This window comes from Actinosynnema sp. NPDC020468 (genome assembly GCF_040642015.1).
Classification (GTDB): domain Bacteria; phylum Actinomycetota; class Actinomycetes; order Mycobacteriales; family Pseudonocardiaceae; genus Actinosynnema.
On sequence record NZ_JBFAEO010000072.1, the window covers coordinates 1 to 14652 of the forward strand.

The 14652-nt window shown below is 74.3% G+C and carries 17 protein-coding genes; 11 read left to right on the forward strand and 6 right to left on the reverse strand.

Annotated elements, in window-relative coordinates; all coding sequences use genetic code 11:
- Nucleotides 1–56: 56 nt before the first annotated feature.
- Nucleotides 57–1400: a cytochrome P450 gene (locus tag AB0G50_RS33460; protein WP_360117191.1), complete on the reverse strand. Its 1344-nt coding sequence runs from the start codon at nucleotides 1398–1400 to the stop codon at nucleotides 57–59.
- 166 nt (nucleotides 1401–1566) lie between these two features.
- The gene (gene ribA, locus AB0G50_RS33465; protein WP_360117194.1) at nucleotides 1567–2205 is read right to left on the reverse strand and encodes a GTP cyclohydrolase II; all 639 of its coding nucleotides are present in this window, start codon (nucleotides 2203–2205) and stop codon (nucleotides 1567–1569) included.
- Between the two features lie 84 nt (nucleotides 2206–2289).
- On the opposite strand from ribA, the gene AB0G50_RS33470 reads away from it, so the two are divergent.
- The 4 genes from AB0G50_RS33470 to AB0G50_RS33485 are packed head-to-tail and all read left to right on the forward strand — an operon-like array spanning nucleotide 2290 to nucleotide 5437.
- Nucleotides 2290–2688, forward strand: a complete 399-nt coding sequence (locus AB0G50_RS33470) for a 6-carboxytetrahydropterin synthase (RefSeq protein ID WP_360117197.1) — start codon at nucleotides 2290–2292, stop codon at nucleotides 2686–2688.
- The gene (locus AB0G50_RS33475) at nucleotides 2685–3668 is read left to right on the forward strand and encodes a glycosyltransferase family 4 protein (RefSeq protein ID WP_360117200.1); all 984 of its coding nucleotides are present in this window, start codon (nucleotides 2685–2687) and stop codon (nucleotides 3666–3668) included. The genes AB0G50_RS33470 and AB0G50_RS33475 overlap by 4 nt, the downstream gene beginning before the upstream one ends.
- Before the next feature lie 9 nt (nucleotides 3669–3677).
- Nucleotides 3678–4454 (forward strand): methyltransferase domain-containing protein, encoded by a 777-nt coding sequence (locus tag AB0G50_RS33480; RefSeq protein WP_360117203.1) that lies wholly within the window; start codon nucleotides 3678–3680, stop codon nucleotides 4452–4454.
- Nucleotides 4451–5437, forward strand: a complete 987-nt coding sequence (locus AB0G50_RS33485) for a lysylphosphatidylglycerol synthase domain-containing protein (RefSeq protein ID WP_360117206.1) — start codon at nucleotides 4451–4453, stop codon at nucleotides 5435–5437. The genes AB0G50_RS33480 and AB0G50_RS33485 overlap by 4 nt, the downstream gene beginning before the upstream one ends.
- Here the strand turns inward: AB0G50_RS33485 and AB0G50_RS33490 are convergent.
- Nucleotides 5357–6058: a creatininase family protein gene (locus AB0G50_RS33490; RefSeq protein WP_360117210.1), complete on the reverse strand. Its 702-nt coding sequence runs from the start codon at nucleotides 6056–6058 to the stop codon at nucleotides 5357–5359. The two genes, AB0G50_RS33485 and AB0G50_RS33490, sit on opposite strands and share 81 nt — an antisense overlap.
- Complete coding sequence (locus AB0G50_RS33495; RefSeq protein WP_360117213.1) at nucleotides 6051–7028, reverse strand: zinc-binding alcohol dehydrogenase; 978 nt, start codon at nucleotides 7026–7028, stop codon at nucleotides 6051–6053. Before AB0G50_RS33495 ends, AB0G50_RS33490 begins: the two co-directional genes overlap by 8 nt.
- 46 nt (nucleotides 7029–7074) lie before the next feature.
- Between AB0G50_RS33495 and AB0G50_RS33500 the strand changes: the two genes are divergently transcribed.
- Both AB0G50_RS33500 and AB0G50_RS33505 read left to right on the forward strand, forming a co-directional pair.
- Nucleotides 7075–7791: a CDP-alcohol phosphatidyltransferase family protein gene (locus AB0G50_RS33500; RefSeq protein WP_360117216.1), complete on the forward strand. Its 717-nt coding sequence runs from the start codon at nucleotides 7075–7077 to the stop codon at nucleotides 7789–7791.
- Nucleotides 7784–8170, forward strand: a complete 387-nt coding sequence (locus tag AB0G50_RS33505; protein WP_360117219.1) for a DoxX family protein — start codon at nucleotides 7784–7786, stop codon at nucleotides 8168–8170. The genes AB0G50_RS33500 and AB0G50_RS33505 overlap by 8 nt, the downstream gene beginning before the upstream one ends.
- Here the strand turns inward: AB0G50_RS33505 and AB0G50_RS33510 are convergent.
- Nucleotides 8152–8817 carry a dihydrofolate reductase family protein gene (locus AB0G50_RS33510; RefSeq protein WP_360117222.1) on the reverse strand — a complete coding sequence of 222 codons (666 nt, stop codon included), beginning with the start codon at nucleotides 8815–8817 and terminating at the stop codon, nucleotides 8152–8154. The genes AB0G50_RS33505 and AB0G50_RS33510 overlap by 19 nt on opposite strands.
- A gap of 65 nt (nucleotides 8818–8882) precedes the next feature.
- Between AB0G50_RS33510 and AB0G50_RS33515 the strand changes: the two genes are divergently transcribed.
- The 4 genes from AB0G50_RS33515 (at nucleotide 8883) to AB0G50_RS33530 (ending at nucleotide 13182) form a co-directional block, all read left to right on the forward strand.
- Entirely contained in the window at nucleotides 8883–10547 is a 1665-nt protein-coding gene (locus tag AB0G50_RS33515; protein ID WP_360117224.1) for a sulfatase, read from the forward strand.
- Between the two features lie 348 nt (nucleotides 10548–10895).
- On the forward strand, nucleotides 10896–11036 hold the full coding sequence (locus tag AB0G50_RS33520; protein ID WP_360117227.1) for a hypothetical protein: 141 nt from the start codon (nucleotides 10896–10898) through the stop codon (nucleotides 11034–11036).
- A 64-nt stretch (nucleotides 11037–11100) separates the two neighbouring features.
- Nucleotides 11101–12387 (forward strand): cytochrome P450, encoded by a 1287-nt coding sequence (locus AB0G50_RS33525; protein ID WP_360117230.1) that lies wholly within the window; start codon nucleotides 11101–11103, stop codon nucleotides 12385–12387.
- 36 nt (nucleotides 12388–12423) lie between these two features.
- Nucleotides 12424–13182, forward strand: a complete 759-nt coding sequence (locus tag AB0G50_RS33530) for a nucleotidyltransferase domain-containing protein (RefSeq protein ID WP_360117232.1) — start codon at nucleotides 12424–12426, stop codon at nucleotides 13180–13182.
- Nucleotides 13183–13236: 54 nt separating this feature from the next.
- On the opposite strand, the gene AB0G50_RS33535 is transcribed toward AB0G50_RS33530, so the two are convergent.
- Entirely contained in the window at nucleotides 13237–14385 is a 1149-nt protein-coding gene (locus tag AB0G50_RS33535; protein WP_360117235.1) for an FAD-dependent monooxygenase, read from the reverse strand.
- Here AB0G50_RS33535 and AB0G50_RS33540 point away from each other — a divergent pair.
- On the forward strand, nucleotides 14384–14638 hold the full coding sequence (locus AB0G50_RS33540; RefSeq protein ID WP_360117238.1) for a hypothetical protein: 255 nt from the start codon (nucleotides 14384–14386) through the stop codon (nucleotides 14636–14638). The genes AB0G50_RS33535 and AB0G50_RS33540 overlap by 2 nt on opposite strands.
- The last annotated feature ends 14 nt before the right edge of the window (nucleotides 14639–14652 follow it).

Here is a 14652-nt window from a genome sequence, read left to right on the forward strand (position 1 = left end):
ACGCGGGGTTGTGCCCCCCCCCGCGGCTCGGTCCAGTGGGGCGGGCGCGGCGGCGCTCAGCGGGCCAGCACCCGCATCCGCAACCGGCGCGGGCGCATCACGATCGCCGCGGCCGGGCGCACGTCCCCCGCTCCCGGCAGGTGCTCGAACCGCACCCGCGCGGCGATGGAGGCCAACGCCAGCACGGACTCCACGAGGCTGAACCGGTCGCCGACGCACCGGCGCGCGCCGTTCGCGAACGGCAGGAACGAGGTGCGCGGCGGCGGCGCGTGCAGCGCCGGGTCCCAACGGTCCGGGTCGAACCGCTCCGGGTCGGCGTACAGGTCGGCCCGGTGGTGGATCAGGTACGGGCTGTAGGCGATCGTGGTGCCGGCGGGCAGCCGGTGCCCGCCCAGCGTGGTGTCGACCGTGACCACGCGGGTGAACAGCCAGCCGGGCGAGCGCACGCGCAGCGTCTCGGTGACGATCCGACCGGTGTGCGCCAACGCCTCCACGTCGGCGTACCCGGCCGGGCGACCGGCCAGCACCTCGTCGACCTCGGCGTGCAGCCGCCGTTCGACCTCGGGGTGCCCGGCGAGCAGGTGCAGCGCCCAGGTCAGCGTGGTCGCCGTCGTCTCGCTGCCCGCGAGGTGCAGGGTCAGCGCCAGGTCCACGATCTCGTCGTCGGACAGCGCGCGCTCACCCTCGGCGGACTCGGCGTCGCGCGCGACGAGCAGCGCGGACAGCAGGTCGCCCCGGTCACCGCCCTCGACCCGGCGCGCGGCGACGATGCCGGCGACCGTGCGCCGAAGCCGGGTGCGGGCCCGGTCGAACCGGCGGTTGGCGGGCAGCGGCAGCCTGGTCACCGCCGGCGGCACCAGCATCCGGGTGAACATGCCCGCGACGATCGCGTCCGCGTCCTCCCGGGACTGCCGCAGCGCCTCCGGGTCGAGCAGGTCGGCGAACATGGTGGAGGTCAGCACGTTCGTGGTGAGCGCGGTCATCTGCGCCGGCACGTCGACCACGTCGCCGTCCCGCCACGAGTCGACCACCTCGGCGATCCGGGCCGCCATCGTCCCGGCGTAGGCCGGCATCCGCGCCGGCGCGAACGCGGGTTGCACGAGCCGGCGCTTGCGGCGGTGCAGCGCGTGCGGGCACGAGACGAGGTTGTCCTTGGCGATCTCCTCGGCCCGGTCGGAGAACGGGCCGCCCTTGTCGAACGTGCGGTCGTCGCGGAACACCTGCTGCGCCAGGTCCGCGTCGCACACCATGATCGCGTCCACCGGCCCGATCCGGATCCGCACCAGGTCGCCGCGCGCGGGCAGCGAGGCGAGGAAGCCGACGGGATCCCGGTACAGCGACAGCGCGTGTCCGACGAGGGGCAGCCCGCCTCGGACGGCGGGCACGGCGGGAGCGGACATGGGCACTCCTCACAGCGGCGGGGATTCGACCCGGCTGGGCTACGCCCGAGGATCGCACCCGACCCGCGCCCGCACGAGCGCCGTTGGTGTGCCGCCGGCGGGGAAACGGGTGAAGTCGCCCGCTTGTTCCACGCCGGGAGGAAACCTCACGTCCACTGTGGACCGTTCAGTCCACAGTGGACGACACGGATCGGCCGAGCTGCGGCAGGTCGTGGCCCATCCGGTCGCGCTTGGCGGTGAGGTAGCCGACGTTGTGCGGGTTGGGCTCGATCAGCAGCGGTACCCGGTCGGTCACCGGGACGCCCCGCGCCTCGAGCGCCGCGACCTTGTCCGGGTTGTTCGACAGCAGCCGGACCGACCGCACACCCAGGTGCCGCAGGACCCGCGCCGCCGGGTCGTAGTCCCGCACGTCGACCGGCAGGCCGAGCGCCGTCGCCGAGTCGAGCGTGTCCAGGCCCGCCTCGTCCTGGAGCACGTGGGTGCGCACCTTCGCCACCAACCCGATGCCGCGCCCCTCGTGCCCGCGCAGGTACACCAGCACGCCCGTGCCGGCGCGCGCGATCTCCGCCAGCGCGGCGTCGAGCTGCTCGCCGCACTCGCAGCGCAGCGCGCCGAAGATGTCCCCGGTCAGGCACTCCGAGTGCACCCGCACCAGCACGTCCTCCCGCGACCGGACCGGGCCCCGCACCAGGGCCAGGTGCTCGTGCCCGTCGGCCCGGAACGCCACCGCCCGGAACCGGCCGCGCCGGGTCACCAGGGCGGACTCCGCCACGTCCTCGTCCTCGAACGCCTGCACGTCGTACATCGGACTCCTCGTCACCCGGCCGCGACCGGAGCTGGTTACGCTCGATCGGGATCGCACCGCACGTCGCACCCCGCGGAGGCCACCGTGTTCAGCATCACCGTCCGTGACCACGTGATGATCGCCCACAGCTTCCGCGGCGAGGTGTTCGGTCCGGCACAACGCCTGCACGGGGCAACGTTCGTCGTCGACGCCCGGTTCACCCGTGCCGAACTCGATGCGGACAACATCGTTGTCGACATCGGACTCGCCACCTCCGAACTCGGCGCCGTCCTCGCCGGACTCAACTACCGGAACCTGGACGAGGTACCCGAGTTCGCGGGGGTCAACACCTCCACCGAGTTCCTGGCGCGGCACATCGCGGACCTGCTCGCCCAGCGCGTCCACGCGGGCGCGCTGGGCGAGGGCGCGCGGGGGTTGAGCGGTGTCGCGGTCACGCTGCACGAGTCGCACGTGGCGTGGGCGAGCTACGAACGGGCGCTGTGACCCGGTACCTGGTGACGCCCGACCTCGCCGCGCCCACCGGCGGCAACCACTACGACCTCCGGGTCGCGGACGGGTTCCGGCTGCTGACCGTGCCCGGCTCGTGGCCGCGCCCGTCCGCCGCCTCCCGCGCCGCGCTGCGCGACCGGCTCGCCGAGTGCCCCGACGGCTCCTTCGTGCTGCTGGACGGGCTGGTCGCGTGCGGGGTGCCGGACGTGGTCGTGCCGCACGCGGGCCGGGTGCGGCTGGGCGTGCTGGTGCACCTGCCGCTGGCCGACGAGACGGGGCTCGACCCGGCGTCGGCCGCCGCGCTGGACGCCGCCGAGCGGACCGTGCTGCGCGCCGCGTCGACGGTGGTGGCGACCAGCCCGTCGACGGCGCGTCGACTGGCGGCGCACCACGGGCTCGCGCACGTCCACTCCGTGCCGCCGGGCACCGACCCGGCTCCGCTCGCGACCGGGGTCGACGGGGTGTCGGCGCTGCTCGTCGTCGCCTCCCTCACCCCGCGCAAGGGGCACGACGTGCTGCTGGACGCCTTGTCGACGCTCGCCGACGTGCCGTGGACCTGCGCGTTCGTCGGCCCGTCCGGACCCGCGGAGCCCGCCGTGCGGCGGTGGTGCCGCGCGCGCGGCCTCGGCGATCGCGTGCGGCTGACCGGCCCGTTGACCGGCGCCGCGCTGGCCGCCGCCTACGACGCGGCGGACCTGTTCGTGCTGCCGTCCCGGGCCGAGACGTTCGGCATGGTGGTCACCGAGGCGCTGGCGCGCGGGCTGCCGGTGATCGCGAGCGCGGTGCCGGACGCGCTCGACGGCGGCGGCGTGCTGGTGCCGCCCGGTGACGCGGCCGCGCTGGCGGACGCGCTCCGGCGCTGGTTCCACGACCCCGACCACCGCCGCGACCTGCGGGTTCGGGCGGCGGCACGGCGGGAACGACTGTCCACCTGGGAGGATTGCGCCCGGTTGCTCGCGGCCGTCGCCGGCTAACCTGCGCCCATGAGCGCACCTGGTTTCGACCCGGAATGGCTGACCCTGCGCGAGCCGGCCGACGCCGCCGCCCGCTCCGCCGCGCTGGTCGGGAAGATCCATCTGAACCGACGCCCCGTCGTGGTGCGTGATCTCGGGTGTGGAACGGGATCGATGGGGCGCTGGCTCTCCGCGCGGCTGGACGGGCCGCAGCACTGGGTGCTGCACGACCACGACGCGCGGTTGCTCGCCCTGGCCGCCGCCTCGGTCGGCGGGCCGGGCGTGACGGTGGAGGCGCGGCGGGGTGATCTCGGCGCGCTGACCGCGGCCGACCTGGCGGGCACCTCGCTCGTGACGGCGTCCGCGCTGCTGGACGTGCTGACCGCGGACCAGGTCCGGTCGCTGGCGGCGGCGTGCGTCGGCGCGGGCTGCCCGGCGCTGTTCGCGCTGACCGTGGCCGGTCGGGTCGAGCCGGACCCCGCGGAGGAGCTGGACGGCGCGTTCCAGGACGCCTTCAACGCCCACCAGCGGCGGGCCGGGCTGCTCGGCCCGGACGCGACCGCGGTGGCGGTCGAGGCGTTCAAGTCGCTCGGCGCGGTGGTCACGACGGCGCCCAGCCCGTGGCGCCTGGGCGGCCCGGACCAGGCCGCGCTGAAGACCGCGTGGCTGCACGGCTGGGTCGCCGCCGCCGTGGAGGAGAACCCCGCCCTGGCCGCCGAGGCGGAGCCGTACCTGCGTCGCCGCTCCTCGGCGCGCGTCGTCGTGCACCACACCGACCTGCTGGCCGTACCGGGAGGACCGTCGTGACCACTACCGCGCCCCCGCGCCCCGGCGACCTGTCCGGCGTCGGCCGTCGGCTCGCCGCGCTCCTCGAAACCCGGTTCGGCACCGCGAAAGCCGTCCTGGCGCGGGCGTGGCCCTGGGTTCGGGTGGTGGCGGCGGTCGGCGTGCTGGTGGTGCTCGGCGTGCGGCTCGGCACCGGCGCGGTGCTCGCCGGGGTGCGGGCGGTGGACCTGCCGGCGGTGCTCGCGGCCGTCGGGATCGGGGTGGTGACGACGGTGTGCGCGGCGGGGCGGTGGGTTCTGGTCGCGCGCGGGCTCGGGTTGGCGCTGTCGGCGCGGGACGCGGTCGCCGACTACTACCGGGGGTTGCTGCTCAACGCCGTGCTCCCCGCCGGGGTGCTGGGCGACGTGCAGCGGGCCGTAGCGCACGGTCGGCAGTCGCGGGACGTCCGGCGCGGGGTGCGCGCGGTGGTGGTCGAGCGGTTCGCCGGACAGGTCGTGCTGGTCGCGATCGCCTCGCTGGTGCTCGCGACCGTGCCGACGCCGTGGCACGTCGGACCGTGGGCGGCGGTCGGCGGCGGCGCGGCGGTGGTCGGGGTGCTCGCGCTGGTGCGGTCCGGGGTGCCGACACGGGCGCTGCCGGGCGTGGTCGTGCTCTCGGCCGGCGCGGTGGCCGGGCACGTCGCGCTGTTCCTGGTGGCGGCCCGGGTGGCCGGGGTGACCGCGCCGCCCGCCCGGCTCGTCCCGCTGGTCGTGGTGGCGCTGCTGGTGATGGCCGTGCCGATCAACGTCGGCGGCTTCGGGCCGCGCGAGGCGTTCCTCTCGGTGGCCTTCGGCGCGGCCGGACTCGGCGCGGCGCAAGGACTGTCCACCGCCGTCGGGTACGGGGTGCTGGCGCTGGCCGCGAGCCTGCCCGGCGTCGTGCCGCTACTGGCCGGGCAACGCCGCCAGGCACCACCCGAACGCCTCGACCAACCCGGCGACCACGGCCTCGCCCTTGCGCGCTGACGCGAGCGACGGCCGGCCGACCACCCCCGACTCGGTGTAGAGGTGCAGGCCGCGGGTCAGCAGGTGCGGCCGGTCCTCGGCGTCGTGGTCGGCCGTCTCGTAGTCGGGTTTCACCAGGGTCGGGTGCGCGTGCAGCAGCACGGAGGTCTCCAACTCCCCCGCGTGCATGTCGGCGCGCGACGAGGTCTCCAACCCGGCCCGCGCCCGCGCGTGCGCCCAGTCCGCACCGGTCGGGAACAGCGCGACGCCCTCGGTCTCCTGCGCGACGTTGGACAGCACGTAGTTGCCGCCGTGCCCGTTCAGCAGCACCAGGTTCGGCACGCCCGCGCGGCGCAGCGAGGAGGCGATGTCCTCGACCACCGAGTACAGCGTGCGCGCCGAGATGCTGACCGTGCCGGGCCACGCCGCGTGCTCGTGCGAGCACGAGATCGTCACCGGCGGCAGCACCCGCACCGGGTGGACCCGCGCGATCGCGGCCGCCACCGTGCACGCCACGACCGTGTCGGTGATCAGCGGCAGGTACGGGCCGTGCTGCTCCAGGCTGCCCACCGGCAGCACCGCGACGACCCGACCCGCCGCGTCGAGCGTGGTGTCCACCGGCAGCAGGTACGGATCAGCCATGCACCGCACCGTAGTCAACGCGGTGGCACAGCGCGCGGATCCCGCCCGACGCGACCCGCGGCAGCACGTCCGGCAGCTCCTCGAACCGACACCCGCCGGTGATCAGCGCGTCGAACCGGGGGTCGGCCAGCAGGTCCAGCGCCAACCCCGACCGCTGCGCGTAGGTGCGGTCCGGGCGCGCCACCCGGCCGACCTGGCTGCCGCGCACGGTCAGCCGCCGGGAGTGGAACGCACCGCCCAGCGGCACCGACACCGACCGGTCGCCGTACCAGCTCAGCTCGACCACCACGCCCTCGTCCGCGAGCAGCCCCAGCGCGGTCCGCAGGCCGGCCTCGGACGCGCTCGCGTGCACCACCAGGTCGCACCCGCCCAGCGCGTCCCGGGGCGAGGCGAACCCGACGCCCAGCTCCCGCGCGACCTCGGCCCGGCCCGGGTCGAGGTCCACCAGCTGCACCCGCGCGCCCGGGAACCCGGCCAGCACCCCCGCCACCGCGCAGCCGACCATCCCGCCGCCGACCACCGCGATCCGGTCGCCGACCAGCGGTTTCGCGTCCCACAGCGCGTTCACCGCGGTTTCCACCGTTCCGGTGAGCACGGCCCGGCCCGGCGGCACCCCGTCCGGCACCGGCGTGACGGCGTCCCGCGGCACCACGTACCGGGTCTGGTGCGGGTACAGGCAGAACACCGTCCGGTCGAGCAGGTCGGCCGGGCCCCGCTCGACCACGCCCACGTTCAGGTAGCCGTACTTGACCGGCCACGGGAAGTCGCCGTCCTGGAACGGCGCGCGCATGGCCGCGTGCTGGTCGACCGGCACCCGGCCGTGCAGCACCAGGGCCTCGGTGCCCCGGCTGATCCCGGAGAACAGCGTGCGGACGAGCACCTCGTCCGGCCCCGGCTCGGGCACCTCGACGGGCCGGATCTCACAGTTTCCCGATCGGGTGAACCAGAGGGCCTGTTCACCGCGTGTCATGGACTACCTCCGTCAATCGGGGCCACCCACCGGCACGAGGGGCACGATGATCACACTTCAGCACAGCGCGGCGCCGGCCGTCGGCGAACACGCGGCGTGGGCGGGTTCCCAGGTCCTGCTGCTGGGCCTGCTGCACGGCGCGGTCGGCCTCGGGCCCGCGGGGTGGCTGGCGGGCGTGGCGTACGGGGTGGCGACGTGGGTGCTGTTGAGCGGCGCGATGCGCCGTTCCGGCACCCGGTCGTTCGGGCCGGCCGACCGCGTCACGACCGCGCGGGGCGTGCTGGTCGGCGGGGTGACGGCGCTGGTGGTCGACCGGTGGGGCGAGGGCGTGCCGACGACCGTCGTGGTCGCGTTCGCCGCCGTCGCGCTCGCGCTGGACTTCGTGGACGGCCGGGTCGCCCGGCGCACCGGCACCTCCTCGGCGCTGGGCGCGCGGTTCGACATGGAGGTCGACGCGTTCCTGATCCTGGTGCTGAGCGCGCACGTGTCGTTCACGGCCGGGCCGTGGGTGCTGGCCATCGGCCTGATGCGGTACGCGTTCGTGGCCGCGTCGTGGGCGCTGCCGTGGCTGTGCGCCGCGCTGCCGCCGAGCACCGCGCGCAAGGCGGTCGCCGCGCTGCAAGGGGTGCTGCTCGTGGTCGCCGCGTCCGGCGTGCTGCCGCACGCGGGCTACCTCGTGGTCTTCGCGCTCGGGACGCTGGTGTGGTCGTTCGGGCGGGACGCGCTGTGGTTGTGGGAGAACAGGGAGTGGTCACGTGTCTGAGCGAACCGCCGGCGTGCGCGTCGGCTCCGCGGTGGTGTGGGTGGTCCAGGTCGCCCTGGCCGGGTACTTCGTCTACAGCGGCTGGTTGCTGCTGGGCGACGGCCTGGTGGGCAAGTTCGAGAGGATCGGCTTCGGCCAGTGGTTGCGCTACCTGACCGGGGTGCTGGAGATCGCGGGCGCGCTGGGGCTGCTGGTGCCCCGGCTGTGCGGGGCCGCCGCGCTCGGGCTGGTCGGCGTGATGGCGGGCGCGGTGGCGACCGAACTGGTGATCCTGAGTGGCGACGCGACGCTGCCCGCCGGGCTGCTGCTGGTGGCCGCGCTGGTCGCGTGGTTCCGCCGGGACACCGCGCGTGCCCTGGTTCAGCGCTTCGGGAAGTAGCGCAGCACGACCACGTCGCCCAGCTTCTCCACCTCGCCGCACTCGATCCGGCGCCCCGGTCCACCCGGGAACTCACCCGGGTGGGTGAAGCGCGGCGCGTCGGAGTGGCCGATGAACAGGGGCGCGACGGCCATCCGGATCTCGTCGGCCAACCCGGCGACGAGGAACCCGGTGTGCACCGTCGTGCCGCCCTCCACCAGGAGCCGGCCGACGCCCCGCGCGCCCAGGTCGTCCAGCACCGCGCCGTAGTCGAGGTCGACGCCGAGCGACACGACGTCGGCGAGGTGCCGCACGGGCGTGCGCGCGGCCCCGGAATCGGTGGTGTACAACACTTTCCGGTCGCCGCAGTGCCAGAAGACCAACCCCGGGTCGAGGTCGCCGGACTCGCTCACGACGACCTTGAGCGGGTGCTCGGGCCGACCGGCCGCGACCCGGGCCGCCCTCCACTCCGCGTTGCGCACCAGCAACCGCGGGTTGTCGGTGCGCACGGTGCCCGCGCCGACGAGGATCGCGTCGCACTCCGCGCGCAGCCGGTCGACCGCGGCGAAGTCCTCGTCGCCGGACAGCGGGAACCGGGCCTCGCGGCCGTCGTCGATGTAGCCGTCGAGACTCATCGCGACGCTGAGCAGCACGTGGGGGCGGGTCACGACGACCACCGTAGGTGAACCGGTCGGGGCGGGCGCGCGTTTACCCGAGGGGACAGGGGGTGCTCGTGAACCGATCCGGACTCGTGGAGCAGGCCGCCGACGGCCGTGCCGATCGCCGCGGCACGCGCGCGCGGCGGGTGCTCGCGGTCGGGGCGACGGTGGTGGCCGCGCTGCTGGTGTGGGTCGCGCTGCTCGCGCCCGCCGACCTGAGCCGGTTCTCGGTGCCCGCGTTCCTGCGGGTGCCGGTGGAGGCGCTGGTCGCGGTGGTGCTGCTGCTCGTGCTGCCGCCGCGGGCCCGCCGGGTGGTGGCCGTCGTGCTGGGCGTGCTGCTGGGGTTGCTGGTGGTGCTCAAAGCCCTGGACATCGGGTTCGACCTGGTGCTGTACCGGCCGTTCGACCTGGTGCTGGACTGGCCGCTGCTGGGTCCGGCGCTGGACTTCGTCCGGGTCACCTACGGCGGGGTCGGCGCGGTGGTCGCGGTCGGGTCGGCGGTGCTGCTGGCGCTGGGCGTGATCGCGGCGGTGGTGTGGGCGGTGACGCGGCTGGCCGGGGTCGTCGGCCGGCGGCGGACGGCGGCGACGCGGGCCGTGGTGGTGTTCGCGGTCGCGTGGATCACCGTGTCGGCGCCGGGGTTGGCGCTGGAACCGGGCACGCCGCTGGCCGCGCACAGCGCCGCCACCCTCGTCGGCGACCACGCGCGGGCGGTGGCGGCCGGGTTGCGCGACCGGGACGAGTTCGACCGGGTGTCCACTGTGGATGCTTTCCGGGGCACGCCCGCCGACGAGCTGCTGACCTCGTTGCGGGGCAAGGACGTCATGGTGGTGTTCGTGGAGAGCTACGGCCGTTCCGCCGTGGAGGACCCGGCACTGTCCCCCGTGGTGGACGCCGCGCTCGACGCCGGAACCCGGCAGCTCGACGCGGCGGGTTTCGCGTCCCGCAGCGGTTTCCTCACCTCGCCCACCGCCGGCGGCGGCAGCTGGCTCGCCCAGGCGACGCTGCTGTCCGGGTTGCGCGTCGACAACCAGCAGCGCTACCGGACCCTGGTCGCGGGCGACCGGCTGACCCTGACCTCCGCGTTCCACCAGGCTTCCTGGCGGTCCGTCGGCGTGCTGCCCGGCATCACCCAGGCCTGGCCGGAAGGCCGGTTCTTCGGCTACGACAGGATTTACGCGGCGGCCGACGTGGGGTACGCGGGCCCGCGCTTCGGCTACGCCACGATGCCCGACCAGTACGCGCTCGGGGCCTTCCAGCGCGCCGAACGCGCGCCCGGCCACCGCCCCGTGATGGCCGCGATGCCGTTGGTCAGCAGCCACGCGCCGTGGTCACCGGTGCCGAAGCCGGTCGACTGGAACGCGCTGGGCGACGGCTCGGTGTTCGCCGGCGGCGGGTCCGACGACCCCCCGGAGTCGATCTTCGGCCGGGACCCGGCGACGGTGCGCACGGACTACGCCACCTCCATCGCGTACTCGATCGACACCCTGGTGTCCTACGTGCGCACCTACGGCGACGACAACCTGGTCCTGCTCTTCCTCGGCGACCACCAACCGGCCCAGGTCGTGACGGGCGAGGGCGCCACCAAGGACGTGCCGATCACCCTGGTGGCCCGCGACCGGGCGGTGCTGGCCCACACCGACCCGTGGTCCTGGACCCCGGGCCTGAACCCCGCGCCGACCGCGCCGACCTGGCCGATGGAATCCTTCCGCGACCGCTTCCTGACCGCGTTCCGCTGACGGGCGGCCGTGTTCGGGTGGCGCCACGTGTCCGACTGGCCGGAATAGGCCACCCACCGGCTTCGACCAGGAGTGCGAGGACCGCTCGACCTCGTGATTGTGTGAATTTTTGCGCCGGCACGAGGAAGTCGGTCGCGACCTCGACCACCGTCACGCGCACGGATTATACGGGTCGTGCGAGGTGTGTCCGAAAACTGCCACCGGACTGCGGTCGGCCCAGTTCAACGACCCTTCGAGTCCACAATGGACACCTCCTTGAACCCGCGCGACCCAGTGCTGTCAAGGCATTTTCCCGGCCGCCGCGACGCTACTCCGAATGAGCCATTTCCAACTGGGCGTCGAATGTGCATGATCGAAGGGCGGGCTGCCGGGGGGCAGTCCACGGATCACCGGGAGGACACGATGAAGCACCTTCGCCACGTCGCCGCTCGTCTGCTGGGCAAGACCCGCATGGGCGGTTTCTACACCTACTGGGACATCGCCAACTGAGTGATCGCCGGGGGGCGGGCCGCGTCGCCCGCCCCCCGGGCGCACCGGAGTCCGGGGGGAACTCTTGACCAGCACGGCGATTCGACCGCCAGGCCCCAGGGGGCGGCGGCTGGTGGGCAACACGCTCGACTACGACCGCGACCGGATGGGTTTCCTCCGGCGGTGCCACGACGAGTTCGGCGACGTGTTCTCCTTCGACGAGCACACGATCGTCGTTCGCGATCCTGACCTCGTGCACGAGCTGTTCACCAGGACCAACAGCGACTTCTCCAGCGCCAGCACGGCCGTGGCCACCCGGTTCGACGCCGGGCGCAGCGCGCAGGACGCGCAAACCTGGATGACCGCCCGGCGCTCCGGGTGGCGCGGCCTGAACCGGGCCGCGGCGACGGCGCACACGGCTCGGCTGCGCGCGCTGTTCGAGCGCACGCTGGACGAGTCCGCGGGGCGGCCGGCCGACGTGCTCGGCCTGATGATGCGGTTCTCCGGCCGCGCGGCGGCGGACTTCTGCCTCGGTGAGGACGCCGACGGCGTGCCCGAGGTCGTCGCCGAGAACGCCGAGGCGATCGAACCGCTGTCGGGCAGTTCGCAGCTGTTCCCGGCGTGGCTGCCCACCCGGCGGATCACGCGCTTCCGCCGGGCCAGGCAGGCGACGTTGGACGCGATCACCGCCCGAATCCACCGCCGGCGTTCCGCGCCCGCCGCGGCCGAACCCCGCGACCTGCTGGACGTCCTGCTCGCCGCGCGCGACCCCGAGCTGAGCGAACTCCAGGTGCAGCGCCTGATCCGGGGCATCCTGCTGGCCGCGTACGGGGTGCCGGCGGCGTCGATGACGTGGACGATCTGGACCCTGGCCTGCCGACCGGACCTGTGGGACCGCGTGGCGGCGGAATCGTCCACCTGGGACGGTGCGGACGAGCCGCCGCTGTCGGCGCTGCCGCAGACCGAGGCCGTGGTCAAGGAGGTCCTGCGGCTGTGGCCGCCGACCTGGCTGATGGGACGCACGGCGCTCGTGCCGACGACGCTCGGCGGGTGGCACCTGACGCCGGGCGACCAGGTGATGTTCAGCCCGTTCCTGGTGCAGCGCGACGCCCGGTGGTGGTCGGCCGCGGACGAGCCGGACCCCGACCGCTGGCTCGACGGCTCCACCCCGCGCAAGCACTCCTACCTGCCGTTCGGCGCGGGGCCGAGGGTGTGCGTCGGCACGCAGCTGGGCCTGATCCAGCTCGTGCTGGCCGCGTTCTGGCTGACCAGGCACTACCGCGTGACCGCGCCGGGCGCGTCCGACTGCCCGCCCGAGTTCCACAACCTGTTGGTGCCGAAGGACTTCCGGGCGGCGTTCACGAGGGTCTGACGCGGTCGGGGTCGGCGGGCCGGCACACTGGTGGGCGTGCAGCGCACCGTCGAGCAGTTCGTGTCCCTCGCCGACCGCCTCCTCCCCCGCGCCGTCACCGGCTTCTACCTGGTCGGCTCCGCCGCGCTCGGCGCGTGGCGGCCGGGGCGCAGCGACATCGACTTCGTCGCCGTGCTGACCCACGACCCGGGCAGCACACGCCTGAGACTCCTGCACGGGCTGGGCAACCTCGGCGCGGTCGGCTCGGCCCTGCGCACCCGCGACCGCGCGATCCCCGGCACGATGAACGGCGTCTACCTCCACCAGGACGACCTGCGCACCCCCGTGACCAGGCTGCGCCCGATCGCCTCGCACTCCGGCCGCACGTTCCGCCGCGGCGAGGCCTTCGCGGTGAACCCCGTGGACTGGAAGACCTTCGCCGAGCACGGCATCGCCGTGCGGGGACCGGAACCGGACACCCTGGGCCTGAACCCCGAACCGGACACCCTTGTGGCGTGGAACCGGGAGAACCTGGAGCGCTACTGGCGCCCGTGGGGCGAACGCGCCGCCCGAGGCACTCTCCGCCACAACCCCGTGTGGGGAATCCTGGGCCCACTGCGCCTGCACCGCACGATCACCACGGGCGAGGTGGTGTCCAAAGAGGACGCGGGCCGCCACGGCCTCACCACCTTCCCCCACCGAGCCCCGATGATCAACGCCGCCATCGCCGACCGACTGGGCGACCGCACCGCGCCCCTGCCACCCCTGCCCGCGGTGGGCGAGTTCGTCCTGGAGGTCGTGGACTCACTGCGGTGAGCGCCTTTCCGGGCGGCGTGAGTGGATCCGACGCGCCGAAGGTCGGGTGGGTGGTCAGGCGGCCGGATGCAGGGGGTGGTCGGGCAGGTCGATGTCGGTGGCCAGGCGGTCGGTGAGCCTCAGCATCGCGCGCAGCAGGAACGGTGAGTTGAACATCTTGTTGCGCAAGGACATCCGGAACCTGCTCGGTGGCGCGAGGAACGGGCCGGCGTTGGCGTTGCGGGCGATTCGGGCGTAGGGCCGCATCAGGGTTTCGTAGCGGTGGAACGCCGACGCGTGGTCGGTGGACCGGGCGAGTTCGGCGGCCAGGACGTAGGCGCCCACCACCGCGAGGCCCGAACCGAAGCCGCCCAGGGTGTTGCCGTAGGCCGCGTCGCCCAGCAGCACGACCCGGCCGGTGCTGTAGCGGTCGACGTGCGCCCGGCTGATCGAGTCGAGGTGGATCGAGCGGGCCGCGGGGACCTGGTCCATCAGCTCCGGGATCCGCCACCCGCCGCCGCGGTAGGCGTCGAGCAGGATCCGCTTCTGACTGTCCGCGTCGTACCGGTCGTAGGTCAACTCGGCGGAGGCGAACACGAAGAACGCGGGCGCCTTGTGGCCGCCGACCGCGACCATCCGGCCCGGCTCGTTGTACAGCGTCGGCTCGCCCTGCTCACCCAGGTCCACCAGCGCGTAGTAGTGCCCGAGGTGGCGCACGAAGTCGCGCTCCGGGCCGAACGCGAGCCGGCGCACCGCCGAGTGGATCCCGTCCGCGCCGACCACCAGGTCGAAGGTGCGCGGCGCGGCCCGTTCGAACGTCACGTGCACCCCGTCCGGGGTGTCGTCCAACGAGGTGATCCCGTCCCCGAACACGTACTCGCAGTGCTCGCGCGTCCGCTCGTGCAGCAACGCGGCCAGGTCGCCGCGCCGGATCTCGATCTCGCCGCCGGTGAACTCGCCCGGGATCACGGTCAGCCGCCGGCCACGCGCGTCGACCACGACCTGGTCCACCCCGCCGGTCTGGCGGGCGCGGACGTCGGCCAGCAGGCCCATCCGCTCCAGGACCGCGCGGTGGGTGGCGCCCTTGAAGTCGACGGCCTGACCACCCGGCCGCGGTGCGCCGGCCTTCTCCACGACGGTGACGGCCCACCCCATCCGGTGCAGCCAGTGGGCGAGCGAGGGACCGGCGACGCCGGCGCCGGAGACGAGCGCGGTGGAAGTCATGCCGACCACGATCACCGGCCGCGCCGACAACCCGCCGACAGTCCGCCGACAAGCGACCGACGCCGGACCGCCGGTGTTCGAACAGGAACCGGGCGGCGCGCGCCGGCCAGGGTCCGAACGGACGCCGGTCGTCGTCCACGCGCCGACCGGTGGTTCGCGCACGCGACCGCGAAAATTATTCGGAGCCATTTCCCCGAACACGCCGACGAACGCCCGTTCGATTCTGTTGACACGCTTCGCGCAGCGGACCTAGCCTCGGGATCGCAC

Coding starts and splice junctions, on each gene's coding strand:
- AB0G50_RS33460 (WP_360117191.1), bottom strand. CDS start 1,400: ATGTCCGCTCCCGCCGTGCCCGCCGTCCGAGGCGGGCTGCCCCTCGTC.
- ribA (WP_360117194.1), bottom strand. CDS start 2,205: ATGTACGACGTGCAGGCGTTCGAGGACGAGGACGTGGCGGAGTCCGCC.
- AB0G50_RS33480 (WP_360117203.1), top strand. CDS start 3,678: ATGAGCGCACCTGGTTTCGACCCGGAATGGCTGACCCTGCGCGAGCCG.
- AB0G50_RS33490 (WP_360117210.1), bottom strand. CDS start 6,058: ATGGCTGATCCGTACCTGCTGCCGGTGGACACCACGCTCGACGCGGCG.
- AB0G50_RS33495 (WP_360117213.1), bottom strand. CDS start 7,028: ATGACACGCGGTGAACAGGCCCTCTGGTTCACCCGATCGGGAAACTGT.
- AB0G50_RS33500 (WP_360117216.1), top strand. CDS start 7,075: ATGATCACACTTCAGCACAGCGCGGCGCCGGCCGTCGGCGAACACGCG.
- AB0G50_RS33520 (WP_360117227.1), top strand. CDS start 10,896: ATGATCGAAGGGCGGGCTGCCGGGGGGCAGTCCACGGATCACCGGGAG.
- AB0G50_RS33540 (WP_360117238.1), top strand. CDS start 14,384: ATGCCGACCACGATCACCGGCCGCGCCGACAACCCGCCGACAGTCCGC.
- AB0G50_RS33535 (WP_360117235.1), bottom strand. CDS start 14,385: ATGACTTCCACCGCGCTCGTCTCCGGCGCCGGCGTCGCCGGTCCCTCG.